24 protein-coding genes are annotated in these 25,330 nt (G+C 50.6%); 22 read left to right on the forward strand and 2 right to left on the reverse strand.

Annotation, left to right across the window (positions count from 1 at the left end):
• The first annotated feature begins 21 nt into the window (after nucleotides 1–21).
• The 22 genes from L888_RS0103065 to L888_RS0103170 all read left to right on the forward strand — a co-directional run bounded on the left by L888_RS0103065 (nucleotide 22) and on the right by L888_RS0103170 (nucleotide 20,337).
• Nucleotides 22–594 carry a serine O-acetyltransferase gene (locus L888_RS0103065; RefSeq protein WP_027951829.1) on the forward strand — a complete coding sequence of 191 codons (573 nt, stop codon included), beginning with the start codon at nucleotides 22–24 and terminating at the stop codon, nucleotides 592–594.
• 17 nt (nucleotides 595–611) lie between these two features.
• On the forward strand, nucleotides 612–1,562 hold the full coding sequence (locus L888_RS0103070; RefSeq protein ID WP_027951830.1) for a glycosyltransferase family 2 protein: 951 nt from the start codon (nucleotides 612–614) through the stop codon (nucleotides 1,560–1,562).
• A gap of 58 nt (nucleotides 1,563–1,620) precedes the next feature.
• Nucleotides 1,621–2,628 (forward strand): acyltransferase family protein, encoded by a 1,008-nt coding sequence (locus L888_RS0103075; RefSeq protein ID WP_027951831.1) that lies wholly within the window; start codon nucleotides 1,621–1,623, stop codon nucleotides 2,626–2,628.
• Nucleotides 2,625–3,572, forward strand: coding sequence for a glycosyltransferase family 2 protein (locus L888_RS0103080; RefSeq protein WP_027951832.1), 948 nt, complete (start codon nucleotides 2,625–2,627; stop codon nucleotides 3,570–3,572). The genes L888_RS0103075 and L888_RS0103080 overlap by 4 nt, the downstream gene beginning before the upstream one ends.
• Before the next feature lie 74 nt (nucleotides 3,573–3,646).
• Nucleotides 3,647–4,669, forward strand: coding sequence for a hypothetical protein (locus tag L888_RS0103085; RefSeq protein ID WP_044248553.1), 1,023 nt, complete (start codon nucleotides 3,647–3,649; stop codon nucleotides 4,667–4,669).
• 3 nt (nucleotides 4,670–4,672) lie between these two features.
• Nucleotides 4,673–5,863 (forward strand): EpsG family protein, encoded by a 1,191-nt coding sequence (locus L888_RS0103090; protein ID WP_027951834.1) that lies wholly within the window; start codon nucleotides 4,673–4,675, stop codon nucleotides 5,861–5,863.
• A gap of 27 nt (nucleotides 5,864–5,890) precedes the next feature.
• The gene (locus L888_RS0103095; protein ID WP_245594811.1) at nucleotides 5,891–6,784 is read left to right on the forward strand and encodes a glycosyltransferase family 2 protein; all 894 of its coding nucleotides are present in this window, start codon (nucleotides 5,891–5,893) and stop codon (nucleotides 6,782–6,784) included.
• 45 nt (nucleotides 6,785–6,829) lie between these two features.
• A complete protein-coding gene (locus L888_RS0103100; protein WP_027951836.1) occupies nucleotides 6,830–7,930 on the forward strand; it encodes a glycosyltransferase family 4 protein in 1,101 nt (366 codons plus the stop codon).
• Nucleotides 7,923–8,531 carry a sugar transferase gene (locus L888_RS0103105; protein ID WP_005847370.1) on the forward strand — a complete coding sequence of 203 codons (609 nt, stop codon included), beginning with the start codon at nucleotides 7,923–7,925 and terminating at the stop codon, nucleotides 8,529–8,531. Before L888_RS0103100 ends, L888_RS0103105 begins: the two co-directional genes overlap by 8 nt.
• Nucleotides 8,532–8,588: 57 nt before the next feature.
• Nucleotides 8,589–9,230 carry an acetyltransferase gene (locus tag L888_RS0103110; protein ID WP_027951837.1) on the forward strand — a complete coding sequence of 214 codons (642 nt, stop codon included), beginning with the start codon at nucleotides 8,589–8,591 and terminating at the stop codon, nucleotides 9,228–9,230.
• 4 nt (nucleotides 9,231–9,234) lie between these two features.
• The gene (locus L888_RS0103115; RefSeq protein ID WP_027951838.1) at nucleotides 9,235–9,465 is read left to right on the forward strand and encodes an acyl carrier protein; all 231 of its coding nucleotides are present in this window, start codon (nucleotides 9,235–9,237) and stop codon (nucleotides 9,463–9,465) included.
• The gene (locus L888_RS0103120; RefSeq protein ID WP_027951839.1) at nucleotides 9,465–10,520 is read left to right on the forward strand and encodes a ketoacyl-ACP synthase III; all 1,056 of its coding nucleotides are present in this window, start codon (nucleotides 9,465–9,467) and stop codon (nucleotides 10,518–10,520) included. The genes L888_RS0103115 and L888_RS0103120 overlap by 1 nt, the downstream gene beginning before the upstream one ends.
• A 3-nt stretch (nucleotides 10,521–10,523) precedes the next feature.
• Nucleotides 10,524–11,267, forward strand: a complete 744-nt coding sequence (locus L888_RS0103125; RefSeq protein WP_027951840.1) for an SDR family NAD(P)-dependent oxidoreductase — start codon at nucleotides 10,524–10,526, stop codon at nucleotides 11,265–11,267.
• A 21-nt stretch (nucleotides 11,268–11,288) separates the two neighbouring features.
• Nucleotides 11,289–11,528 carry a hypothetical protein gene (locus L888_RS0103130; RefSeq protein ID WP_027951841.1) on the forward strand — a complete coding sequence of 80 codons (240 nt, stop codon included), beginning with the start codon at nucleotides 11,289–11,291 and terminating at the stop codon, nucleotides 11,526–11,528.
• Nucleotides 11,512–12,267 (forward strand): SDR family NAD(P)-dependent oxidoreductase, encoded by a 756-nt coding sequence (locus tag L888_RS0103135; protein ID WP_044248522.1) that lies wholly within the window; start codon nucleotides 11,512–11,514, stop codon nucleotides 12,265–12,267. The genes L888_RS0103130 and L888_RS0103135 overlap by 17 nt, the downstream gene beginning before the upstream one ends.
• Before the next feature lie 50 nt (nucleotides 12,268–12,317).
• On the forward strand, nucleotides 12,318–13,121 hold the full coding sequence (locus L888_RS0103140; RefSeq protein ID WP_027951843.1) for a transketolase: 804 nt from the start codon (nucleotides 12,318–12,320) through the stop codon (nucleotides 13,119–13,121).
• Nucleotides 13,118–14,089 (forward strand): transketolase family protein, encoded by a 972-nt coding sequence (locus tag L888_RS0103145; protein ID WP_027951844.1) that lies wholly within the window; start codon nucleotides 13,118–13,120, stop codon nucleotides 14,087–14,089. The genes L888_RS0103140 and L888_RS0103145 overlap by 4 nt, the downstream gene beginning before the upstream one ends.
• Nucleotides 14,086–15,489 (forward strand): AMP-binding protein, encoded by a 1,404-nt coding sequence (locus L888_RS0103150; RefSeq protein ID WP_245594808.1) that lies wholly within the window; start codon nucleotides 14,086–14,088, stop codon nucleotides 15,487–15,489. Before L888_RS0103145 ends, L888_RS0103150 begins: the two co-directional genes overlap by 4 nt.
• Nucleotides 15,490–15,509: 20 nt before the next feature.
• On the forward strand, nucleotides 15,510–16,595 hold the full coding sequence (locus tag L888_RS0103155; protein WP_044248525.1) for a LuxE/PaaK family acyltransferase: 1,086 nt from the start codon (nucleotides 15,510–15,512) through the stop codon (nucleotides 16,593–16,595).
• Nucleotides 16,549–17,805 carry an acyl-CoA reductase gene (locus tag L888_RS0103160; RefSeq protein ID WP_245594809.1) on the forward strand — a complete coding sequence of 419 codons (1,257 nt, stop codon included), beginning with the start codon at nucleotides 16,549–16,551 and terminating at the stop codon, nucleotides 17,803–17,805. The genes L888_RS0103155 and L888_RS0103160 overlap by 47 nt, the downstream gene beginning before the upstream one ends.
• Nucleotides 17,802–18,965, forward strand: a complete 1,164-nt coding sequence (locus tag L888_RS0103165) for a glycosyltransferase family 4 protein (RefSeq protein ID WP_027951848.1) — start codon at nucleotides 17,802–17,804, stop codon at nucleotides 18,963–18,965. Before L888_RS0103160 ends, L888_RS0103165 begins: the two co-directional genes overlap by 4 nt.
• Before the next feature lie 52 nt (nucleotides 18,966–19,017).
• Nucleotides 19,018–20,337 (forward strand): aminotransferase class I/II-fold pyridoxal phosphate-dependent enzyme, encoded by a 1,320-nt coding sequence (locus L888_RS0103170; protein ID WP_027951849.1) that lies wholly within the window; start codon nucleotides 19,018–19,020, stop codon nucleotides 20,335–20,337.
• Between the two features lie 813 nt (nucleotides 20,338–21,150).
• Here L888_RS0103170 and L888_RS0103175 read toward each other — a convergent pair.
• Both L888_RS0103175 and L888_RS0103180 read right to left on the reverse strand, forming a co-directional pair.
• Nucleotides 21,151–23,634, reverse strand: a complete 2,484-nt coding sequence (locus L888_RS0103175; RefSeq protein WP_027951850.1) for a glycoside hydrolase family 31 protein — start codon at nucleotides 23,632–23,634, stop codon at nucleotides 21,151–21,153.
• Between the two features lie 40 nt (nucleotides 23,635–23,674).
• Nucleotides 23,675–25,303 (reverse strand): RagB/SusD family nutrient uptake outer membrane protein, encoded by a 1,629-nt coding sequence (locus L888_RS0103180; RefSeq protein WP_027951851.1) that lies wholly within the window; start codon nucleotides 25,301–25,303, stop codon nucleotides 23,675–23,677.
• Nucleotides 25,304–25,330: the final 27 nt, after the last annotated feature.

The following is a 25,330-nucleotide window of genomic DNA, read 5'->3' on the forward strand; positions in this document are numbered from 1 at the left end:
CTTATCCGGCAGCAAAAAGACATGCAATACCAAGAATGCTTAGACTATATACGCAGCGACTATTATCGCTTCAAGGAGCGAAAGGACGCGGGCCTAATCCGCATGTGGACGGCCACTTTTCTCGACGTTGGCTTCCGCTTCTTGTTTTGGTTCCGGCTGGCCAAATGCAGTAATGTCTTGTTAGGCGGGATAAGCAGAATGCTGTATAGGTATTGTGCCATGAAGCACCATATCGTGATCGAGCGCACGACGGAGATTGGATACGGATGCCGCATTGTGCATGGAGGCCCTGTTGTCATCAATGCTTCCGCGGTAATTGGTGACAATGTTGACATATATCAATTTACTTCCATCGGGAGTATGTACATGACGGCCGCCCATATCGGCAACAATGTTTACATCGGTCCATTAGTCTGCATTGTTGAAGATGTGACCATCGGCAACGGGGTGACCATCGGCGCAGGGGCTGTGGTGGTTAAAGACATACCCGACGGCGTAACCGTGGCTGGGAATCCTGCCCGTGAAATATCTCGGAAAGAGCCGGGGCGGCTGGTGTGGAGACGATGGGACAGGGCGTGGAACAAAGCTAAATAAATATAATCTGACTGGTTATGAGCACCAAAATATCCGTAGTGGTTCCCGTCTATAACGGCGAGAAATATATCAGGGAATGCATTGACAGCATACTGGCCCAGACATTTGAAGACTTTGAACTGATACTGATAGACGACGAAAGTCCCGACAACTGTGGAGCGATATGCGACCAATATGCAATGGAAGACAGCAGGGTCAGGGTGGTGCACCAAACAAACCAAGGCATCAACCACACCCGACGAAACGGCGTAAGGGAGGCACATGGAGAGTGGGTGGTCTTCGTCGATGATGACGACACGCTACCCATGGATGCTTTGCAAAAGCTCTATGCAGTGTCGGACGGCACCGACTTGGTGATAGGTTTCCCTGACAAGCCGATCCATAAGAAAGAGCTGACGCTGGAAGAGTGCAAGAGCAACGCCATCACGGGCAGACTGTTTCCACCCACTCCTTGGGCCAAGCTCTACCGACGGACATTGTTTTCTGACGAGATCTTCGACTTTCCACGCGGCATAGATGGCGAAGAAGACATGATCATGAACATTCGCGTAATGTTTTCGCTGAGCCGGGCACCCCACTTTGTTTTCGAGCGGGTATACCATTTCAGGCGCAACCTGACGAGCGTGTCACACACCAAGAAGGCCTCCATTGCCCATGAGGCCCTGTTCGACGAATGTCGCATGCACTCAATCCCCTCCCCCCGCGAACGGGAGCATTTCATGAAAGCCATCCTCTCAAGCCGCATCAATGGCCTGTACGGTGTGGCCTATGCATCGCCCGAAGACTTGACAGATAAGCAACATCCCTTTTTGCAGCAAATCATGGCAGATGTCCGGCGAACAGGTTACCGACTAAAGTTTACAGACAAGATCCTTTTAAGCTGCTCTAATCGGAGCTTGCTGAAAACTATGGGATTTGTCCGAGCCGTACGCAACTTCGCCAAGTATCATCTGGGGCTAAACAATTAAAGATGAATATTGGACATTACTCACAACCAGAGTTAATCACCCCAAAAGGCTAAAAGACATGGAAAAGACAAGGATACGTTTCCTGGATTTGGCAAAACTCACAGCCATCTTTCTGGTCGTATGGGGCCATGTGATACTCTGTTCGGGCAGTGAAAGTGCCAATACACGCAGCATCCACGATTGGATTTATACTTTTCACATGCCGCTGTTTATGCTGTTGAGCGGATTTTTTGTTGCATCCTCCTTACAATATGGTTTTGTCTCTGTACTGAGAAAGAAGTTCGCCCAGTTGTTGGTTCCTTGCCTGAGTTGCACCTTGCTGTGCATATTATACATCGCTCTGTTCAGGGAACTGACTTTCAATGCTGTCCGAACAGAACTCATAGGCAATTCCTGGTTCCTCAAGACGCTGTTTGCCAACTATGTATTGTTCTATGTCTTGAAGCAGACTCGGTTGCAGGATGGTTGGCTGTTCGTGCTGTCCTATGTTGCCATTCTGGCCATCCCGCATTCCTACTCATTGCAATTCTCATGGCTGTACCCGTTCTTTTGGATGGGTTATTTCATGAAGTGCAAGTTTCAATGGTTGATGGACAACATGAAGGTCTTGACACTTGTGAGCATTGCCGCATATAGCACATTCTATGCTCTGTGCCATAAAGACATGGTAACTATGCTTGGAATCCTGCCCACCATGGCATCCATAACATCGACACCCCTGCTGCTTTTGTCGAAATTTGTAATGGTTGCAGCTGGAAGCCTCATGTGTGTCGGCCTATGCTATTACGTGGAGAAATATGCTCCCCATGGTATTGTTGCCAAGATGGCCTGTTGTGGCAAATATACTTTGGGCGTATACATCATACAGACCATATTCATCATAGAAATATATGCAGATGTAGCCGGAACGATAACAGCTTGGGGGCAGGGCCATGAAGTTTGGCATACCCTGTGGGTATCCGTATTCATGTCAATATTGTGCTTGGCAACCATACGGTTCTTTGCACGTTACAAATGGATAGACCGCTTGTTGTTCGGCGGGCAGTATTACACCAACAAGGCATGACTCTCCTTTCCATACTCATACCGGCCTACAATGCCGAGCAATTCCTGCCCAGATGCCTTGACTCCATCTGTGGGCAAGACATGGCCGGGACGGAAGTCGTCATTGTTGACGACGGCTCTACAGATGGCACCCTTGTCCTGGCACAACGATATTCACACCTGCACGATAATATACGGACATACTCCAAACCCAACGAGGGAGTAGGTGCGACTCGGAATCGACTTCTGCAGGAGGCAAAAGGCGAATACGTCTGGTTTGTGGATGCAGACGACTATGTCCATGAAGGCTGCATTCCACAGATCTGTTTGGCACTGGCCGAGGCACCAGACACCGATATGATGACGGTGCTGCATGACGAAGAAACTCTCCACGGCAGTTTTGAAGGCAGCGGGGAAGACTACATAGTGCAGGGGCGTTTCGACGGCTATCTTTGGAGCAAGATTATCAAGAGGTCTGCAATAGAAACAAACCACATTAGATTTGAGGCCGACCTTTGCTCGCAGGAGGACTGGCTGTTCCTTATGCAGCTCTATCCCATGCTCAGACGGGTGAAAACGACCCACATCATGGCTTACCACTATTGTGACGACAACCAGAATTCCGTGATGCGCAAGCCGACAAGGGAAAATATTCATCGCAATGTAGACAACTCGCTGAAGACCATCTGTCATTTCGGACAGCTCGTCAGCAAGTACCAAGGCAGACGCTTCTGCCCGGCCTATCGCGCTTGGCTGAACTATTCTGTTTCGGGTTTCCTCTTCAGCCTGCTCCCGCTGGACTATACCAAGACAGAAGTTAGGGCCATGTTACAAATCTTTCGGAAGAAAGGGCTCTACCCGGCAGGCAAGGCCCATCGGAAGAAAGCAGACCTATTTCTTCTGCTGGCCAATCGTGAATGGGTATATCTCCTGTTGGTGAACAGGTGGAAAAAGATTTCATACTGAAATACTGACTCCAAAACATCGTGGAAGAATCGAAATACAGACAGGGAAGAATCGGGCGAGCTCTGTACGGGCTCATGAACAAGACGCTCTACGTCTTGCCCATTCTGGTCAGCAACTATCGGTTCAGACGGTCGCTGTTTAGACCAATGTACCACGAGAGGGCTGCGGCCAGTCATGAACCACGGCCAAGCAAACAGCCGAAAACGGTTGTTTACATGGTACAGCCGGAGACAACATTCTCTGGCGGACTATCCGACCGGTTGCGAGCCATCACCTCCATATATGCAGAATGCAAAAGGCAGGGACTGCCTTTCAGAATCGTATTTGAACCCTTGCACTTGCAAGACTATCTGAAACCCAACAAATACGACTGGCGCATTGACGGGCAGGACATCATATGGGACATGCGGCGATGCTATCCCTGCACACTGTTGACCTATCACCATCGTTTAGAAAACCCTTTGCAGAGAATGGCCCAACGGCTACTGCTGCGAAGTTTCATCAAGAAAGACGCAGAGCAAATACATGTTTACTCCAACATGGCCACAGAGGAGAAGCGGTATGGCAAACTGTTCAAGGAATTGTTTGTCCCGACGCAAGAACTACAGGAACAGATAAATTACCACCTGCAACATATAGGTGGAAAAAGAAACTATATTTCCATGACATTCCGCTTTCGCCAGCTCTTGGGCGACTTTAAAGAAGGAGGGGAAACGCTTGACGAGAGAGAAAAAGGGCTGTTTGTCCAACGCTGCATAGCCTACGTAAACAGAATGCACCAAAAGCAACCTGGAAAGAAAATCTTGGTGACAGCCGACAGTGCTACATTTTTAGAGAGCCTGAAAGCATCAGTACACGGCCATGGACTCGAGGCCTACGATTCGTGGCTGTATCTCATCCCTGGCAAAGTGGTGCACATGGGATTTACACATGACGCAGACAAACAGACTTACATGAAGTCGTTTGTTGACTATTATATGCTTAGCTATGCCTCGACAGTTTATTTGGTACGTGACAGATTGATGTACCATAGCGGCTTTCCATATCGGGCAGCTATACTTAATGGAGCCGATTATCAAGAAATAACATTAGACTGAACTATGCTAATATATATTGTAGCACTTGCTGCCATCATGTATATCATGCAGACCACTTCTCCCCTGCGTCAGCAGGAACACCTATGGCCGCTTGCCTTGTGGGTGTTTGCCATCACTTTGATATGCGGCTTGGGAGACATGCTTGGTGGATACGACCGATATATCTATGCCGAGATATTCGATGGTACGGCAGACGACCGCGCAAGGGGAATCCCCTTGTTCTCTACAGCTGCATTTATCTATGCAGAAAAGGAGCAGGGGTATGCCTTGTACAACTATCTGCTGACCTACGTCACTTCCAACCGCTATATCTTCATTCTCGTCACTACACTGGTGGTCTATCTGTTTCTGTTCCGGCATATCACAAGATACAGCCGTTATCCCATCATGGCTTTCTTCTTGCTGTTCTGCATCTATTACTTTTTCACTTTCACCTATCTCCGCCAGGTGCTGGCTCTGTGTATAGCATGGTTTGCTATTCCCTATGCGATACAAAGACGGCCCATCCCCTTTTTTGCCATCATTATACTCGCCATGTTGTTCCATAACAGTGCCTTGCTGTTCTCGGGTATATATTTCATAGCAAGCCATCGTTTTAGCAGAAAGCAGATATTAACCGTTATCATTTGGTCGTTAATCTTAGGCCTAACACCGCTTTCTACTTTCCTTTTTTCTACTATTGGAGGTGCGGTGAATGAGGAAAAAGCCAATTTGTCGGCAAGTGGGGCAAACACAACGCGTTACGCCTACATCATAGAAGCAGCCTTCTTTCTATATTTCATTTTGAAACGTTATGATACGATTGGTAGGAACTGGCTTTCGCTCTGTATGATGAACATCGCTTTGGCCTTTGTTTTCATTCTTTGCTTCTTCGTCCGGTTCTTGGACGGAGGACGGATGAGCTGGTATTTTCTTATAGGTGTCGTATGCACCATGGCCGAGATTATGGCCAAGGACAAAAGGAAAGGATATATAAGAAAGTCGATTACATTTGTAGCCATCTTGCTCTATTTGCGAGTGCTCTGGGGATGGGGCATACAGCTGTGGCCTTACAAAACTTTCCTGACCAACGGAGTACGAACAGGAGATGCCATTTGGGAACGATACGAATATGATCATCACTATGACGACGACAAACTGTACCGTCCGGTTTTTGGACCCATGAAGAAAGACAAACTCATAGACAAATATTAATACTCTGATCGTTTTCCTGCAAATATGATGCTGTCTATACTTACCCCAACCTATAACCGAAGCACTTGTCTGCCACAAATCTTTAAGACTTTGTGCCAACAAACAGTCACGGTCTTTGAATGGATCATCATAGACGACGGTAGCGATGATGATACAGAAGCTATAGTTGCTGCGTGGACAAAAGCATCTGCAGTGTCTTTTCCCATTCGTTATAGGAAAAAAAAGAATGGAGGGAAGCATACGGCTGTAAATCTTGGAGTGCAGATGGCACATGGCGAACTTGTGCTGATACTCGACTCTGACGACGAGTTGCCTGCGAATGCCATGGAGAAGATAACAAGAAGATGGTTGGAAAGCGGGGTGCCAGCTGCAGACGCTACATGCGGCGGCCTTGCTTTCTGCATGGCCCATCGAAACGGTCATCGTATAACCACAATTGGCAGAGGACAGACACAACAGCCTATCAAGGCAGACGAGATAGCCCTGCGATACCAGTATGGTGTTCGCGGAGATATATGCGAGGTGTTCCGCACAGACGTGCTGCGTGAGTTTCCTTTCCCAGAACAGCCTGGCGAGCGGTTCTGCCCGGAGCAGTTGGTATGGTTCAGAATAGCCCAGAAGTACAAACTGTACTTTTATGAAGAAGTGGTTTACTGCCGGGACTATCTGGAAAGCGGACTAACGGCCAACATCGTCCGGATTCGCATGCACAGCCCCGTCGCTTCCTGCATGACCTACGCCGAGATGCTTGGCTATACCCTTCCCTTTGCACAAAAAGTGAAAGCAGCAGTTAACTATTTCAGATTTCGGCATTGTATGCAAATCAGAAATGAGCACAACAGCATGGTGCCCCGTATAAGCTGGCCTTGGTTAGTGTTTTGGCCCATCGGTCTGGCCATGCACTACAGGGACAAACTTTGAATCAGCAGCATTGCCAATGTGGGGAAAACAGAAACATAGCCACAAATGAAAATACTTCAAGTCATTACCTCTCTCCGCATGGGAGGGGCCGAGCATATCGTGGTGGAACTGGCCAACGGCTTGGTGGCGCGAGGCCATCAGGTGGACATTGCTGTATTCGATGGCATAGAGACGCCTTTCTACAAGGAGCTGGAACCCAGCGTTAGGGTGTATCGGATGGGGAGTGGCACGTACAATCCTTTATACATTTTCAAGCTGGTGCGACTCATGCGCCACTACGATCTCGTGCATACCCACAATTCCTCGCCACAGCTTTTCACTGCCATTGCCAGAGTGTTATGCTCTGTGGAGCTAGTCTCCACAGAGCATACCACTTCCAACCGCAAACGCGGTTGGAAGTGGTATGCTCCCATCGAGAGCTGGATGTATGGGCAGTACGACCATGTGGTCTGCATCAGTGAAATTGCCGAAAAGAAGCTCCGCGAGTATATGGGGGGGGCATGGCTCGACAAGCACTCAAAGAAATACACCCGCATCTCCACCATTAACAACGGCGTGGACGTAGAGGCCATCCACCGTGCCGAGCCTGACCATTCGCTTCTCGAAGCCAAAGGCGATCGAAAAGCCGTGCTGATGGTGGCCGGTTTCCGCGAAGCCAAAGACCAGGACACCATCGTCCGTGCCATGTCGCTATTGGACAAGGAGTGTTTCGAGGTATGGTTTGCCGGCATCGGCACACGCATGGAGACTGTGAAGACACTGGCCAAGCAACTGGGCGTAGCCGACAATGTACGGTTTCTCGGACTGCGCACCGACATCCCACAGGTGCTGCAAGCGGCCGATATAGTGGTCATGTCCTCTCATTGGGAGGGGCTGAGCCTGAGCAATATCGAAGGAATGAGTGCGGGAAAGCCATTTGTGGCATCGGATGTGAACGGACTGCGGGAGGTGACCAAGGGGTACGGCGTGTTGTTTGAGCATGAGAATGATAAAGAATTAGCCTCAACTATCAACAGACTGGCTGAAGACGCCTCATACTATCAACAGATTGCCGGCGGCTGCTATGAACGGGCTTGCCAGTATGACGTTAGCAAGATGGTGGAGGCATACGAGAATGTGTATTTAAAAACTCAACTGCATGTATAGACATTTCTTCAAACGTATACTGGATTTCTGTATCTCAATGGTAGGCATCATACTTCTCTCCCCTCTGTTGCTAGTCATTACAGTGTGGCTGCACTTTGCCAACAAAGGTGCCGGCGCGTTCTTCTTCCAAGAGCGGCCCGGACTGCACGGGCGGATATTCCATGTTATCAAATTCAAAACCATGACCGACGAACGTAATGCCAATGGAGAGCTGCTACCCGACGGGCAACGGCTTACGCGGGCAGGGCGCTTCGTACGATCAACCTCGATGGACGAGCTGCCTCAGCTTATCAATGTACTCAAGGGAGACATGGCGCTAATAGGCCCGCGACCTCTACTGCCACAATATCTTTCTCTCTATTCCAAAGAGCAGGATCGTCGTCATGAGGTGAGGCCGGGCATCACGGGATGGGCACAGTGCCACGGACGCAACACTATAAGCTGGACAGACAAATTCTGCTACGATGTGTGGTATGTGGACCATCTCTCGTTGGCTGTAGACCTTACCGTATTATGGCTTACCATTAAGACCGTGGTGAAACGTGAGGGCATCAGTTCCAAAACGTCGGCCACCATGGAGGCTTTCAACGGCAACAATTAGCCCTTGTTTGACAGGAAAAAGAAACCTTTATAGAAAACAAACAGATTATTAATCATGATAAAAGACATAGCAATATTTGGCGCAGGGGGGCTCGGCCGTGAAGTGGGCTGTCTTATCCGTCTCATCAATGAGCAGAGCCTACAATGGAATCTCGTTGGATATTTTGATGACGAGAAACCCAAAGGATACCTCAATGAATATGGAGAAGTACTTGGAGGAATGGAAGAACTGAACAATTACGACCGGCCTTTGGCTGTAGCTATTGCCATTGGTAATCCAAAAGCAGTTTTCACTCTCCGTTCTAAAATAAACAACAATAACATTTACTACCCCAACCTAATAGCACCAGATACTGTCTTTTTGGATAAATCCAACCTTTCATTTGGCACAGGCAATATCATCGCCGTGGGCTGTTCGTTCTCATGTGCCGTTAAGATAGGCAATTTCAATATTTTCAACGGTCATATTAATGTAGGACATGATACCCAAATAGGCGATTTCAATGCTTTTATGCCTGCTGTCAAAATATCGGGCGAAGTAACTATCGGCGAATGCAATTTCTTCGGTGTCAATTCCGTTGTACTACAAAAGATAGAGATTGGAACCAACACCATAGTCGGTGCAGGCAGCATTGTAATCAGAAACACAAAGGACAACAGAACTTATATAGGTATTCCAGCAAAAACAATTAAATATTAAAAATATGAAAATCAACGACTTTATTAAGAATCTGGCAGAACAATTCGATGACACAGATACATTAGAGCTGACCCCTATTACCAAATTTAAGGAATTGGAAGAGTGGTCGTCCTTGGTGGCCCTATCCATCATTGCGATGGTTGATGACGAGTACGAGGTGAGCATCAAGGGTGACGATATTCGTAATAGCGAGACAGTAGAAGACCTATTTAATGTCGTAAGTGCAAGAGTGTAATGGCTTTTCTGTCAATTTCTCATGTTGCCATCAGAGGTGTTGTTTCGTGTGTACCCTCAAAGATCGACGAGAATCTTGATGCTCCTGTCTTTGCCAAAGGCGAGGCAGAACGGGTCATTGCACAGACAGGCATTGAGCGAAAACACGTAGTGGCTGACAACATGGTGGTCTCAGACTTGTTTTTGAAAGCTGCTGAACAGTTGCTTGCAGAATTACACTGGGAGAAAGACTCTGTAGATGTGCTGGGAGTTGTTTCATTATCGCCTGACTATTTGGAACCACCAACGGCATGTATTATGCAAGACCGGCTGAAACTCTCCGAGAGCTGTTTTACTATTGACATGAACCAAGGATGCCCAGGGTGGATTAATGGCTTAGCCACTCTCTCGTCATTACTCTCTCACGGTTCCATGCGTCGAGCTATTCTACTTAATGGTGATGCGTCAACTTTGCTTAATTCCCCATATGACAAGGAGTGCCGTCCCCTGTTTGGCGATGCAGGTGTTGCCACAGCCCTTGAGTTCGACAACAACGCCCCCGACATGCAGTTTGACCTTGGTACACGTGGCAAAGACTTCAAAGCCATATGGCGCAAAGCAGGTGGGTTGCGTGTTCCTATTACAGAGGACTCGCTCAAAATGAAGAACTACGGTGAGCACATCCTCCGACGCGACACTGACTGTGTCATGGATGGCATGAATGTCTTTGCATTTGGAATTTCCGTCGCTCCAAAGAGTGTGAAACACTTATGTGAGCACTTCAATATAGATTTGACCAAGACAGATAAGTTTCTAATGCACCAAGCCAATCTGTACATGAACAGCAAGATCAGAAAAAAATTAAAGATCCCAGAAGATAAAACACCTATGTGCCTTAAAGACTATGGCAATACCAGCAGTGCATCCATCCCACTCACAATGACCAGCCAATGTCATGAGGAGTATGCCTCGGGTAGACTCGACAATATAGCGTGTGCTTTCGGTGTTGGATTGGCTTGGGGCAGCGTTCACTTTGTGACCGATCATATCATTTGCCCAGAACCCATAATCTATTAAGACATGTATAACCCTTTCTCTCTTGTGGGCAAGACTATCCTTGTCACGGGTGCCTCTTCTGGCATTGGCAAGGCCACAGCCATTGAGTGTTCTCGTCTAGGTGCTCAGGTTATCCTGACGGGAAGGAATGAAGAACGGCTGAACGAGACACTTTTGACTTTAGAAGGCTACGGGCACCATTTACAAGTTTGCGACCTTTACAATACAGAGGCTATAGCTTCCTTTGTGGACGGCCTGCCCGAGATACAAGGGCTGGTGAGCAACGCTGGTATTTCTATGTTAACCCCCGTGAACTTTATTAAAGAGCAGGAACTGCAACAGATTGTTCAAGTTAACACAATAGCTCCAATCATCCTCCTACAACGCTTGCTGAAGAAGAAAAAATTGCGAAAAGGATCCTCGGTGGTTTTCACCAGTTCACTTGCAGGTATTGGATTTTCATCTACAGGCAATGGCATGTATTCTGCCAGCAAGGGCGCCATCAGTGCATTTGTCAAGGCTGCAGCTATAGACCTTGGCCCCAAACAAATCCGAGTAAATGCCGTGTGCCCAGGCATGGTTAATACTAAATTGATAGAGACTCCGATGATACAGGAACAGATGGCATGGGATGTCAAGAACTATCCTCTCGGACGATATGGTGATCCAAGGGATGTTGCCTTGGCCATTATCTATCTGCTGTCTGACGGTGCAACTTGGGTCACAGGCACTAATCTTATAGTAGACGGAGGACTGACAACAAAATAACATGTTATAATTAATACAAAGATGACAAATCTAGAAAAGTACAACAAAGCGTTTACAGAAAGTCTTGAACTGACAGAGAACAAATTGACAGGACTACAGTATCAAGGTGTCGAATTGTGGGATTCTGTGGGACACATGACGCTGATGGCTGCCATTGAGGATGCTTTCGACATCATGTTGGAGACAGATGACATTATTGACTTCTCTTCCTACGAGAAAGGAAAAGAAATCCTAACTCAAAACTATGGCATCACATTTTGACAATTTATATGGAAAGACGGTAATGATTACAGGCTGCCGCCGTGGCATTGGCAGGACAGCTATCGGATTGTTTGCTGCCCAAGGTTGCAACCTCATCTGCTGTATTCGACAGAAGGATGAGGCGTTTGCCAAGTTTGTGGAGCAACTATCCGCCCAGTACCACGTCAAGATGGAAGTGCTATGTTTTGACATTGCCGATGAGGAGGCTATTAAGGGTACTGTCAAGATGCTGATAAAGGAGAAACGGCGCGTGGATGTACTAGTCAACAATGCCGGTATCGCAACAGGAGGCATTCTACAGATGACATCTATGAAAGTGCTGAAAGAGGTTTTTCAAATCAACTTCTTCTCTATGGTATTGCTCACACAACTGGTCTCCAAACTCATGATCCGCCAGCACTGTGGATCCATTATTAATATGGGGTCTATTGCTGGATTGGAGAATTTTGCTGGTTACACGGCCTACGGAAGTAGCAAAGCTGCTGTGATGGCCTTTACTCGAACCATAGCCAGAGAATTGGCACCTTATGGCATCCGTGTAAATGCCATAGCCCCAGGGCTGACTGACACAAGAATGGCAGACCAGATGGAGAAGAAAGCAGAGAAAGAAATAATTGCAAGATCAAATATGAACCGGCTTGGCAAAACGGAAGAAATTGTTAATATGATATTATTCTTGTCATCAGATAATGCTTCGTTCATCACAGGGCAAGTTTATCGCGTAGATGGAGGAATGTAAAATATTAAACTTATAAATACACATCAATATAAAAGAAATACGACATATAGATGGAAACAAAAGCTTTTGCAAAGCAGATAAGGCTCAAAGCACTGGAAATGGCATACAGCAGCGGAAAGAATGGATCCCATCTCGGCGGTGCTCTTTCGAGTGTGGAAATTTTTTCCGTTTTGTATGGTAAAACGTTGAAAGTAGATGCTTTTAATCCATACGACGAAGGACGAGATAGGCTTGTCGTAAGTAAAGGACATAGTGTATTATCTTATTATTCTGCTCTATTTTATGCAGGTTTCTTGACCCAGAATGATTTGGATGGCTTCGAGGTAGATGGTTGCCACCTGCATGGTCATGCTCTCCGAAATATAGAGAAAGGCATCGAATTTTCTGGAGGCAGTCTAAGTATGGGTATATCATTTGCTGTCGGTCAAGCATTGGCTTGCAAGAAAAAGAAACTGACCAATCGCGTGTTCACCATCGTAGGTGATGGCGAGTGCAATGAGGGATTAGTATGGGAGGCAAGCATGTCTGCAGCCCACTATCAGCTAAATAATCTGACCGTTATCATAGATAAAAACCATTTACAGTATGACGGTTTGACATCCAGTGTAATGGACAGCTGTTCATTAGCGGAAAAGTTTGCTGCTTTTGGCTTTGACACTTATGAGGTAGACGGACACAACACAACAGAATTAGAGATAGCATTAGGCAGACAGCGAGACAAGCCACTGTGTGTCATTGCTAACACTATAAAAGGCAAAGGGGTATCTTTTATGGAGGGACAACGTGAATGGCACCATCATACTCTTACAGAAGAACAATACATACAAGCTAGAAAGGAGGTTGAAGAAGCATGATTCCATTAAACAAATTTAATGCAAGGGCATATGCCCGGCTCGGTCAACGAGGTTCTGTTTTCGGAATGGCAGCTTGTGAGGCAGCAGAAGAAGACGAGAAATTTGTGTTGCTTACCGCAGATTTAGGCCAATTATCAGGAATGGATAGATTTATAAAAATGTATCCCCAACAGTTTATCAATACTGGTATTGCAGAACAGAACATGTTAGGTATAACAGCAGGGCTTTCTGCAGAGGGCTTTCACCCCGTAGCATCAACCTATGCAACTTTCATTTCCATGCGCAGTTGTGAACAAATTCGACACTATTTCGGTTATATGGGGCAAAAGGCTGTAATCATTGGGTCTGGAGCAGGATTATGCCAAGGTTATGCTGGTAATACACACTATGCAATAGAAGACTTGTCTATAGTACGTGCTATTCCTGGTATTTCCATCATGTCTCCAGCTGATGCCGGGTCGGCGGTAAAGATTTTTAAAACTGCGCTTAAGGCTAAGAATACAGTATACATACGTCTAACTGGTAATTTAAACTGTCCTATCATATATAAAGAAGATCATAATTTTGAAATAGGGAGAGCCATTAAGATAAAAGAAGGTAAGGATGTAACTATGTTTGCTACAGGCACAATGGTTAGCAATACTATTAAAGTTGCTGAGAGCTTACAGCAACAAGGCATTAGTGCAGCTGTAGTCGACGTATATTCTATCAAACCCTTTGACAAGGCTGTTGTCATGGCAGCTCAAACAAGTAAACTGTTAGTTTCGGTAGAAGAACACAATATTCATGGAGGGCTTGGTAGCGTTATAGCAGAGGCTTTGACAGAGCAAGTTAGCATGCCTCGACTACTACGCTTAGGAATCCGAGATGTATTCAATCTCGCTGCAAGTTATGACTATCTACTTTCGCAAAACAGATTACGGCCAGAGCAGATAGCAAAAGATATACTAAAAGAATTAGAAAAGTGATATTTCATTTAGCACTATACCATCAGAAGACTGCTGTTATTACAGAAAAAGGGCGCAACTATTCCTATGCAGACCTATCGGAAGTAAGTACACGTATAGTTGCAAAGATAGAAAGGAACTCTCTTGTCTTCTGTCTCTGCCTTAATCATTGGGCATCTTTGGCAGGATATGTTGGATTCTTAAACGCTCAGCACCCAATTGTATTATTGGATGGTAAAAAAGACAAAGATATAATTCAAGATTTAATCCGTATTTATAGTCCACGTTATCTATGGCTGCCAACCAATCGTTCCAACGAATTTGAGGGACATACGATTGCGGTGGAAGAGGACTACAGTTTGGTAGAACTGGGTTCTCGTCCGTATCCACTACATCCGGACTTGTCTCTGCTCTTGACAACCTCTGGCAGTACAGGAAGTCCCAAGTTGGTACGGCTCACGAAAAGAAATATAGTAACCAATGCCAAAGCCATAGCCGACTATTTAGGTATCGACGAGTACGAGAGAGCGATTACATCTCTGCCAATGTACTATTCTTTTGGTATGTCGGTCATCAATAGCCATCTCGTCAAGGGGGCAACCATTCTTCTCACCGACAAGGCTGTCATTCAGAAGGAATTTTGGAACTTTTTGAAAGAGCAAAAAGGAACTTCACTTGCTGGTGTCCCTTACACTTATGAAATATTACGCCGCTTGCACTTCTTCAAGATGGATTTACCTGACCTACGTACACTAACCCAAGCAGGGGGCAAACTTAATAAAGCTATTGCCAAAGAGTTCATCGATTACGCACGCGAGACCGGTCGACGGTTCTATGTGATGTACGGGCAGACAGAAGCTGCACCACGTATGAGCTATCTACCTTTCGATCATGCCATAGACAAGTATGACAGTATCGGAATACCCATTCCTGGGGGAAAACTATCAGTACACGATATTAATAATAGAGAGATTGTCCTGACTAATGTGGATGGAGAGCTCGTATATGAGGGCCCCAATGTGTGCTATGGTTATGCAGAATGTAAGGAAGATCTGGCCCGTGGTGACGACAACCATGGCGTACTTCACACGGGCGATATAGCCCGTCATGATGCCGACGGCTATTTTTATATTACAGGACGAATGAAGCGTTTTGTAAAGATCTGGGGAAATCGCTGCAATCTTGATGCAACAGAACAGCTTGTGAAGAATATCACGACTAATTGTGCTTGTGTAGGAGTAGACGATAAGATTACAGTATTTATCACAAAGCCGGGAATAGTCGACACGATAAGAAAGTATCTATCTGAAAAGACGGGATTGAATATTAGAGCATTCGATGTCAAAGTCGTAGAAACAATTCCCACCAAAGACAGCGGGAAACTGGACTATCAAACTATGCTCTGTATGATCACAAAGTAAAAATCATAAAACAAGTTGTGATGGATATAAAAGATATACTCAACATACCACCCTACTCGCTCGGCCAAGAAGACAAGCACAATATGCTAAATCAACGACTCCATGAGCTGACAAGAAGGCATTATGCATCCTCTAAGGAATACCGGCACATGTTTAATGCTACAGGACTAGATATAAGCAATCTGCCAGACTTTGAACATTTACCATTTATTCCTGTACGTCTATTTAAGGAATTTGAACTACGTAGTGTACCCAAAGAGGAAATAGTGAAGACAATGACCTCCTCGGGAACCACAGGACAGCGCAGATCAATGATTTTTCTTGACAGGGAGACATCGGCCAACCAAACAAAATGTCTTACAAAGATAGTCAGCTCGTTTTTAGGTGGACACCGTGTCCCAATGCTTATTCTCGACAGTAGTAGCGTGGTAAAAGACCGTCATCAGTTTTCTGCCCGCGGAGCTGGCATCTTGGGATTCTCCATGTTCGGCAGTAAGCGTTGTTACGCACTTGACGAACATATGGAACTCAATATAGATGGTATCAAGAACTTTCTCAATGAACATCGTGGGGAAACTATTTTTATGTTTGGTTTCACTTTCATGATTTGGCAACATTTCTACAAAAAACTGGAAGAAAGCAATTTCCGTCCAGACCTTAGTCATGGAGTACTAATTCATGGAGGTGGGTGGAAGAAACTCACCAACGAACAGGTATCAGCTGCTACTTTTAAACAAAGCTTAAATGCCGTCTGTGGTATCGACATGAAACATATACACGACTACTATGGAATGGTGGAGCAGACTGGTACCATTTATATGGAATGTGAGTGTGGGCACCTACACACCTCCGCTTTCAGCGATGTCATCATCCGGCGGCCCATAGACTTTTCTATTGCCGGCAAGGGCGAGACCGGGCTTATCGAGGTTATCTCCATATTGCCCGAAAGTTATCCAGGGCACGTGCTTCTTACAGAAGACGAGGGCTACATTGAGGGTGAGGACGATTGTCCATGTGGACGCAAAGGAAAGTATTTTAAAATTATAGGACGAATCAAGAATGCGGAAATCCGCGGATGCAGCGACACTTATGCAGCAAGATTTTGACATAACAGACGTGACGATGCTCTACCCGTCACATATCAATTGGACAGAGTTTCTCCATTATACCCCCGACGAACCTTTCTCCAAGCCAGTCATAGATTTTCTCTGTGCCCTTTCGTCCTCATTGCTAAAAGACAGAGAGAGCCGTCTTTATCCTGATGTAGTCACCTTTGCTTTCTTTTGCAGGAAAGCTAATATTCTCAGACTGAAAGGTTTGTACACGGACGGAACACTCAGGTTAGGTCGTGGCATCGTTTTCCACATTGCTCCATCGAACGTGCCTGTCAATTTCGGTTATTCCCTTGTGGCAGGATTGCTGGCTGGCAATTATAATGTGGTTAGAGCCTCATCGAAGCCTTTTCCACAGGTCGATCTTATCGTGCGCCATATCGCATTGCTGGACAAGATCCATGGGGTAGAGTTCAACAGCATATTGAATCGTATTGCATTGGTACGTTACGGACACAATAGTCAAGCTAACCTGTTTTTCTCTTCCATTTGTCAGGCACGAGTAATCTGGGGCGGTAATGAGACCATCAGTCGGCTACGTCTGTGTCCAATACACTCTCGATCGTTCGATGTTACTTTTGCTGACCGATATTCGTTTGCACTTTTCAATGCTGACAAGATGTCGGAAGTGACCAATATCGACAAACTGGCTGAGGGATTTTACAACGACACCTACCTTTTCGACCAGAATGCCTGTTCGGCACCCCATCTCATCGTATGGACAGGTAAAGAAGAAAACCGTAATCGAATCAAAGTCCTATTTTGGGAAGCACTTTACAGACAAGTACAGACCAAGCATTACCATTTCCAGAAAGTCATGGCTGTGGATAAACTCACCACATTCTATACACAGGCCGTAGCCATGCCCATTTGCAAGGAAGACACATCGGACAATCAACTTGTCCGGGTAAAAGTAGACCATCTGCCTCCTGACATTGACGACTACCGGGGTAAATGCGGTTATTTCACAGAATACGATGCCACGGACATAAAAGAAATTCTCCCCATTATTAAGTACAAATACCAGACGGCGGCTATCTATGGATACACCGACGAACAAATTAAATCTTTTGTGCAAAACAACCATCTTACAGGCATCGATCGCTTTGTCTCTATCGGCAATACGACTGCTTTTTCATTGACATGGGACGGATATAATCTCATCAATACGCTAAGCAGAGAAATTACTATCTACGGAGAATGAAGAAGCTGGCAAGACTTACCACCATGGACTATTCGCTGGACAAGTTGATTGGCGGACAGTTGAAGTTTATGTCCAGCTATTTTGATATCGTAGGCGTAGCCTCAGACACAGGCGTGCTCCATCAAGTGGGCGACCGTGAAGGCATCCGTGTAGCCGACATTCCCATGAGCCGAGAAATATCCTTGAAACAGGACGTGCGCTCGCTGCTTGCACTCTTCCGCTTTCTGCGGCAGGAACGGCCCTACATCCTGCACTGCAACACGCCGAAAGGATCGCTGCTTGGCTTGGCGGCCGGATGGCTGGCCCGGGTGCCCCATCGCATCTACACCGTGACGGGACTGCGTTATCAAGGAGCACACGGACTTCTGCGGCTTATCCTCAAGACCATGGAACGCCTCTCGTGCCTCTTTGCCACCAAGGTCATACCCGAGGGACAAGGAGTACTCCACACCCTGCAGCACGACCATATCACGCGAAAACCGCTTGCCGTACTGCATCACGGCAACATCAACGGCATTGATACTGCATTCTTCAGTCGCAAGGCCTTGTCAGGTGGAACGGAGCAAGTGAGCCGGACTTCTCTGGGCTTGGCCGACGACGACTTCGTGTTTGTCTTCATTGGGCGCATCGTCCACGACAAAGGCATGGACGAGCTGGCGAGGGCTTTTGCCCGCCTTTCGGCATGTCAGCTTCCCCGACGCCCCAAGCTGCTGATTGTAGGCTCCTTTGAAAAGGGAGACCCCATCGACCGGCAAAGCGAGCAAGAATTCCGCACCTCGCCCGATGTGTGCCTGGCCGGCTGGCAGAGCGACGTGCGACCCTACCTTGCCATCAGCGACGCGCTGGTGTTCCCCAGCTATCGCGAGGGATTCCCCAACGTGCCCATACAGGCCGGAGCCATGGATGTGGCAAGCATCGTGACAAACATCAACGGCTGCAACGAAATCATTAAAGACGGGCAGAACGGCAAGATTATCGCCGCTCCGCTTGCCGAAGGCTCCGAGCAGATGGAGGCCGCACTCTATGATACCATGCGGTGGTTTGTGGAACATCCTGCCGAGGTAGGGCGAATGGCCCGCAATGCACGTGCTATGATTACATCGCGCTACGAGCAGCGGGATGTCTGGGAGGCCACCTTGCAGATGTACCAAAGCCTCTGACACACGTACTACAAACAATCCAAACAAATCAAAAAGTCTGAAAAGAGACACCATGCAAAAACCAGAAAAGCGAATCATTCTCTGTCTGGCACACATGTCGGGCAATGAAATGAAATATGTGCAAGAGGCATTCGACACCAATTGGGTGGTGCCCCTGGGCCCCAACGTCAACGGATTTGAGAGCGACCTGAAGCAATTCGTCACCGGAACAGCGCCGGTCGGCGCCGGCTCCTCCAGCAGGAAGGGAGAGCAAAGCGGGCTGGAGGAAGCGCTGGAGCGGAAGCAAGTGGTGGCCCTCGCCTCGGGCACGTCGGCCGTACACCTGGCTCTCGTCGCTTTGGGCGTCCGGGCGGGCGACGAGGTGATGTGCCAGAGCTTCACGTTCTGCGCCTCCTCCCACCCCGTGAGATACCTGGGGGCCACGCCGGTCTTCGTCGATTCCGAGCCCGACTCCTGGAACATGGACCCCGAACTGCTCGAGACGGCCATCCGCGACCGCATGGAAAAGACGGGCCGCAAGCCGCGCGCCATCATCGTGGTCTACCTCTACGGCATGCCGGCCAGGATTCGCGACATCATGGCCGTGGCCGAAAAATACGGCATTCCCCTCATCGAGGATGCTGCCGAAGCCCTCGGCTCGCGCTACGACGGGCAGGTATGCGGCACCTTCGGCCAGTATGGCGTGCTGAGTTTCAACGGCAACAAGATGATCACCACCTCGGGCGGCGGTGCCCTCATCTGCCCCGACGCGGCCAGCAAAGAGCGTATCATGTTCTTCGCCACCCAGGCCCGCGAGGCTTTCCCCTACTACCAGCACGAGGAAATAGGCTACAACTACCGCATGAGCAACATCTGCGCCGGCATCGGCCGCGGACAGATGACCGTGCTCAACGCCCACATTGCCCACCACCAGCACCTGGCGGCATACTACCGAGAGGCGCTGCGCAACGTGCCGGGCATCGCTTTCCACGACAACCCTGACGCCCACGCCGACTCCAATTTCTGGCTCAACACCATCACCATCGACCCGTCTGTCCGTGTGGCGGGGCAGGAGCGGGCCTACGCCGAGGCCGTGCACGGTGCCGTGGGCGGTGCCGCCGGCGTGGTGCATGCCACCGGACGGGCCCATACCGACTGCGAACCCTACGACAATGTCGAGGCCATGCGCATGTTTCTCGACCAGGCAGGCATCGAGAGCCGCCCGCTCTGGAAGCCCATGCACCGCCAGCCGGTCTACCGCGACTGCCCGGTCTACGTCAACGGCGTCTCCGAATCGCTCTTCAAAATAGGGCTCTGCCTGCCCAGCGGACCGCTCGTCACCGACGAGGATGCCGCCTACATCGTCGACCGCATCAAGGCGGCCATCATGTAAAGGCCGGTGATATGTAGGGACATATTGTAGAGGCAAGACACCAAACAACCACGGTTGGCATGTAGGGACACGCGCAATGTGTGTCCATCTGCACCATTCATTGTAGGGACATACAGGACGTATGTCCCTACAATTGTATTATCCCCCTGCGTGTTAAACATGGTTTTTGGACAGAACGAGGGGTGGTTTTAGACATAACAACATATTGAACATATTGCTGCGCAGTGGAGATTTAGACATAGTAACAGAATCGTGCAGCAAATTGGGGCCATCTGTTGTTCTGTCTAAAACCACCCCTCGTTCTGTCTAAAAGACAACCGGCAACAACGATGAACAACAAGCCATCCTGTCTAAAAACCCGTCGCGCAGCAATATGTTCAATATGTTGTTATGTCTAAAACCACCCCTCGTTCTGTCTAAAAGACAACCGGCAACAACGATAAACAACAAGCCATCCTGTCTAAAAACCCGTCGCGCAGCTATATGTTCAATATGTTGTTATGTCTAAAACCACCCCTTGTTCTGTCTAAAAGACAACCGGCAACAACGATGAACAACGGGCGGCTCCGTCTAAAACCGCTCGAGGCTCTGTCTTCACGCCGCAAACGCAAGGCGACAACACCGCAAACGCGCGACGATTACGCCGTCAACGCAGGGCGATGACGGCGTAAAGAAAGAGGTATGGCGGCCTATACCAATCCTATTAACCAGCCTATACAGTCCTATAACCCGTCCTATCCTGGCCTATAGTCAGCCTACACCAGCCCATAGGAGAGGCGGGGAGGCTCTGCGGCGCGGCCTCCCCGCGCGGGTTCAGAGCATGAGCGAGAGCGCGCGGCCGTCGTAGTCCACCGTCTGCGCACCCTGCATGGGTCGGTCGCCGCGGCCGCTGTCTGCCCCCACCAGCACCACACGGAAGCGGCGGCGGGCCAGCATGCCCTTGTAACGCCCCCGGCGCGCGCCGATGGTGAGACGGTGCGCGGCATCGTCGTAGCCGAAGCGGATGGTGGCATACTGCCCGCGCTCGTAGTCGTAGCCGTCGCCAGCGTCCTCGTAGAGCGTGAAAGAGCCGTCGGCACCGGGGTAGACACGTATCTCCAGGTCGTCCCAGGGCTTCTCCGAGCTGTACTGCACGTCGGGGCCGAAAGGCATCACCGTGCCCGCCCTGACATAGACCGGCATGATGTCGATGGGGCACGGACGCAGCAGCTCCTGCCCGCCGTCGTGCCGCTCATTCGTCCAAAAGTCGTACCAGGCAGAGCCCTTTGGCAGGTACACGCGCACCGGAGCCGCGGCACGCTGCAGGTCGGGATAGATGAGGTGGCCGCGCTTCTGCGCGTCTTTCCACGTGTAGAGCGGGTCGGTGACGGGCTTCACCAGCAGGCTGCGGCCGAAGAGATACTCGTCGTTGAGCCGCGCGGCACGGCGGTCGGCACGAAAGTCCATCACCAGCGGCCGCATCATGCTGCCGTCGTTGAGCACGCAGTCGGCCAGCGTGCTGTAGATGTAGGGCAGCAGACGGTAGCGCAGGCGGATGCCGGCGCGGATGGCGTCGTAGCACCAGTCGCCCTCGTCGCCGAAGCGCCAGGGCTCGCTCACCATCGGCGAGGAGCAGTGGTTGCGCATCAATGGCATGAACACGCCCCACTGCATCCAGCGCGTTTGCAGCTCCTTGAGGGCGGCGTTGTGCGGGTTCTGCTCGAAGCCCCAGTAGAAAAATCCGCCCAGGTCGGTGTTCCATATGGGGATGCCGCAGAGCGTGTAGTTGAGGCCCGAGGGCACTTGCTGCTTCATCTCGTCCCAGCTGGCCGCGATGTCGCCACTCCACGAGAACGCGCCGTAGTGCTGCATGCCGAACGTTCCGCTGCGCGTCATCTGAAACACGCGCCTGCCGTTGCCGCGCAGGGCGCGCTGATGCTCGTAGATGCCGCGGTTGTGGACCAGGGGGAACGCATTCTTCACGCTGCGCCACGAGCCGTCGGCCGTGAGCCAGTCGTCGTCGCCGGGCTGCTCGAAGTGGTCGGGTTCGGTCGAGTCGGTCCACCAGGCATCCATGCCCATGCCGTAGAGATGGGACAGATGGCGCCAGTAAATGTCGCGCGCCTTGGGGTTGAAAGCGTCGTAAGGCATCACGCCCTGCCGGCGGGGCCAGGTGTCGAAGGGGTAGAGCGCGCCGATTTTCTTCAGTTCGCGGTACTGCGGCGTCCAGGGCCCGAAGCTGGCCCACACGCTTATCATCAGATGAGCGTTGTTGCGGTGCACGTAGTCCACCATCTCTTCGGGGCTCTTCAGCCGCGGCGTCTGCCGTGCGGGCAGGCTGCGCATGTCGGCGGGCAGGTATTTCTGCCACTCCGGGTCGCCCACCTTATTGATATAGTAAGGGTTCATAAAGCGCATGGCGTTCCAGTTGGAGTCGCAGCCCCAGTACTGCCAGTCCTGCACAATACCGTCGAGCGGCAGCCGTCGGCGGCGGAACTCGTCGAGCACCGAGGCCAGCTCGTCGCTCGTTTTGTAGCGTTCGCGGCACTGCCAGTAGCCCATGGTCCAGAGCGGGAACATCGTGGCGCGGCCCGTAAGCTGGCGTATGGCCGCGACGACGCCGTCCTGCGTGCCGTCGCGATAGAGGAAGTAATAGTCCACGCAGGGCGCCACTTCGCTGGAGAAGACGGTGCGGCCCGTGGCCGGCGAGTCGGTCCAGCGCGAGCGTCCGGCGTTGTCCCAGTAGAGTCCGTAGCCCTTTTCGCTGGTCAGGTAGGGGATGGAGATGTAGGTGTTGTGGTTCCAGAACTCCACGTCGCGGCCGCGCCGGTTCATCGCCGTGTCGCGCAACTGGCCCATTCCGTAGACTGCTTCGTCGGGCTCCAGCGTGAACTCCTGGCTCACGGCGTACTTGCCGCTGTCCACGGCATGGGTGCAGGGCGTGAGCGTGACCGCCCCGGCGCGCAGCAAGGTGCGGCCCGTGCTGTCGGCAAAGGTGACGGCTCCGTCGGCCAGGTTCAGCGTGACGCGGATGCGGGCCGACTGCAACGTCAGCCGCCCGTCGGCCTCGCACCGGTCTATGCCGCGCCCGAGGCCCTGTCCGGGCTGGGCCACGACGGAATAACTCTTCTTCTCTCCCACCCCGCTGCCGGGCCATACGCTCACGCGGACGATGGTGGGCGAGTAGAATTGGATGCTCACTGTGCGGCCGTCCAGCTGCTTCCGGCAGCCGAAGCCGACGCTCTCGGCCCCTGCGCCCGGGCCTGTGGCCAGGGCGAGGAGCGTGAGGACGAGGTAACGCAAGAGGGTTCTCATCATGCAATGGGTTTTAAAAACGTTGGGGTTGCGGCCGCCGGGCTCAGTAGCCGGGGTTCTGTTTCAGCTTGCCGTTGGTCAGAATCTGCCTGTTCGGAATGGGGTAAAGGTTGCGCGTGGCGTCGCTGGCGTCGTGCGAGAACCAGGCCCGCGTGGTGAAAACGCCGAAGCGCACCATGTCCTGCCGGCGGCGGCCCTCCTGCGAGAACTCCCAGCCCAGCTCGTCGAGCATGCGTCCATACTTCACCTGGGCCTCATCGTGGGTGGTGCGGGAGTCGTCGCGGCGGCCGTAGTCGTAGCAGGTTGTGCCCTCGAGCTGGCTGCCGCTGACGGCGGCTTTCTCGGGATGGTCGGTAAAGTTGCGGCGGCGCACCTCGGTGACCAGCCGTGCGGCCTCGTCGGCCCAGCCGGTGCGCAGCAGGGCTTCGGCCTTCATCAGCAGCACGTCGGCATAGCGCAGCAGGGGAAAGTCGTTGCTCAACCGGTTGGTGATGCCCTGTGCATACTCGAACTTGCCCCAGCGCAGCCCCTGGTTTTCCTCGGAGCCGTCGATGCTGTTCACGTGGTTCACGTAGTCAAGCGGGCGGCCCACCAGGTTGCCCATGGTGCACTTCAGGGTGTCGCCCGTGGCCGAAAACTGCACGCCGGCGATGAAGTCGTCCCGCAGACGGCGGTCGTCGGGGTCGAAAGTGTCGATGTATTGCGGCAGTGCGCAGACGCCGCCCCAGGGCGTGGCCTGGAAGTTGTAGGTGGCTTGGTTCTCGGGTTGCAGCGAGTACATGTGGAAGTCGAAGGCGTTCCAGTCGTCCACGTAGGTCTCGTCGAACGGCAGGGCGAAGATGATTTCGCGCGACTTCTCGTTGTTGGTCACGAACACGTTCTTGCGTGTGGCCTCCAGCGCATACTTGCCGCTGCCGATAACCAGGTCGCATGCCTCGATGCACTTGTCGTAATCCTGGTGCGTTCCGTCTGAGAACACCTCGGAATTGAGGTACATCTTGGCCAGCAGCGCGTATCCGGCCCACCTGTTGAAGCGGCCGTAATAGGCGTTGTCCACGCGCTCGCTCAGGTTGGGAATGTTCTCGGTGAGCTCCTTGACGACGAACTCGTACACGTCCTTGCGGCTGCTTTGGTCGGGCAGGAATCCCTCGGGCACGTCGAAGCGGGTCACGATGGGCACGTTGCCGAAGAGGTCGTCGAGCAGGTAATAGTACGAGGCGCGCAGCACTTTCAGCTCCGAGACGATGGCCGTCTGGCGGTCGCCGAGCTTGATTTGTCCCGACTCTATCTGGTAGAGCACGCGGTTGCAGGCGTTGATGCCGTCGTAAGTGCGCACCCACGACTGCAGTGGGATGTCGTCTTCGCTGGTCCATTTGTGCTGGTGCATGCGCTTGTACACGCCGCCGTCCACCCATCCGTTGGGCCTTGCGGGAATCACGTCTTGGTCTGTACAGAGCATCTCGGCCCGTGCCACGCCGTTCCAGAGCAGCATGGTCTTGCGCCACGACACGTATCCCGACGACAGCAGCGAGGCCACATCCTCGTCGGTCGGCTCGAAGCCGTCGGCCACAATACGGTTGTAGCTGGTGTCCTCCAGCCTGGTGCAGGAGGCTGTGCCCAGGAGGGCGGCAACCCCCACAAGGCAGGTATAGAGCAGGTTTCTTGTTTTCATGTTTCGGTTTTGTTTAAAGTTGGCAGT

Source organism: Hallella seregens ATCC 51272 (assembly GCF_000518545.1).
In the GTDB taxonomy this organism is placed as follows: Bacteria; Bacteroidota; Bacteroidia; order Bacteroidales; family Bacteroidaceae; genus Prevotella; species Prevotella seregens.

Coding starts and splice junctions, on each gene's coding strand:
- L888_RS0103065 (WP_027951829.1), top strand. CDS start 22: ATGCAATACCAAGAATGCTTAGACTATATACGCAGCGACTATTATCGC.
- L888_RS0103070 (WP_027951830.1), top strand. CDS start 612: ATGAGCACCAAAATATCCGTAGTGGTTCCCGTCTATAACGGCGAGAAA.
- L888_RS0103075 (WP_027951831.1), top strand. CDS start 1,621: ATGGAAAAGACAAGGATACGTTTCCTGGATTTGGCAAAACTCACAGCC.
- L888_RS0103080 (WP_027951832.1), top strand. CDS start 2,625: ATGACTCTCCTTTCCATACTCATACCGGCCTACAATGCCGAGCAATTC.
- L888_RS0103085 (WP_044248553.1), top strand. CDS start 3,647: ATGAACAAGACGCTCTACGTCTTGCCCATTCTGGTCAGCAACTATCGG.
- L888_RS0103090 (WP_027951834.1), top strand. CDS start 4,673: ATGCTAATATATATTGTAGCACTTGCTGCCATCATGTATATCATGCAG.
- L888_RS0103095 (WP_245594811.1), top strand. CDS start 5,891: ATGCTGTCTATACTTACCCCAACCTATAACCGAAGCACTTGTCTGCCA.
- L888_RS0103100 (WP_027951836.1), top strand. CDS start 6,830: ATGAAAATACTTCAAGTCATTACCTCTCTCCGCATGGGAGGGGCCGAG.
- L888_RS0103105 (WP_005847370.1), top strand. CDS start 7,923: ATGTATAGACATTTCTTCAAACGTATACTGGATTTCTGTATCTCAATG.
- L888_RS0103115 (WP_027951838.1), top strand. CDS start 9,235: ATGAAAATCAACGACTTTATTAAGAATCTGGCAGAACAATTCGATGAC.
- L888_RS0103120 (WP_027951839.1), top strand. CDS start 9,465: ATGGCTTTTCTGTCAATTTCTCATGTTGCCATCAGAGGTGTTGTTTCG.
- L888_RS0103125 (WP_027951840.1), top strand. CDS start 10,524: ATGTATAACCCTTTCTCTCTTGTGGGCAAGACTATCCTTGTCACGGGT.
- L888_RS0103130 (WP_027951841.1), top strand. CDS start 11,289: ATGACAAATCTAGAAAAGTACAACAAAGCGTTTACAGAAAGTCTTGAA.
- L888_RS0103135 (WP_044248522.1), top strand. CDS start 11,512: ATGGCATCACATTTTGACAATTTATATGGAAAGACGGTAATGATTACA.
- L888_RS0103140 (WP_027951843.1), top strand. CDS start 12,318: ATGGAAACAAAAGCTTTTGCAAAGCAGATAAGGCTCAAAGCACTGGAA.
- L888_RS0103145 (WP_027951844.1), top strand. CDS start 13,118: ATGATTCCATTAAACAAATTTAATGCAAGGGCATATGCCCGGCTCGGT.
- L888_RS0103155 (WP_044248525.1), top strand. CDS start 15,510: ATGGATATAAAAGATATACTCAACATACCACCCTACTCGCTCGGCCAA.
- L888_RS0103160 (WP_245594809.1), top strand. CDS start 16,549: ATGCGGAAATCCGCGGATGCAGCGACACTTATGCAGCAAGATTTTGAC.
- L888_RS0103165 (WP_027951848.1), top strand. CDS start 17,802: ATGAAGAAGCTGGCAAGACTTACCACCATGGACTATTCGCTGGACAAG.
- L888_RS0103170 (WP_027951849.1), top strand. CDS start 19,018: ATGCAAAAACCAGAAAAGCGAATCATTCTCTGTCTGGCACACATGTCG.
- L888_RS0103175 (WP_027951850.1), bottom strand. CDS start 23,634: ATGATGAGAACCCTCTTGCGTTACCTCGTCCTCACGCTCCTCGCCCTG.
- L888_RS0103180 (WP_027951851.1), bottom strand. CDS start 25,303: ATGAAAACAAGAAACCTGCTCTATACCTGCCTTGTGGGGGTTGCCGCC.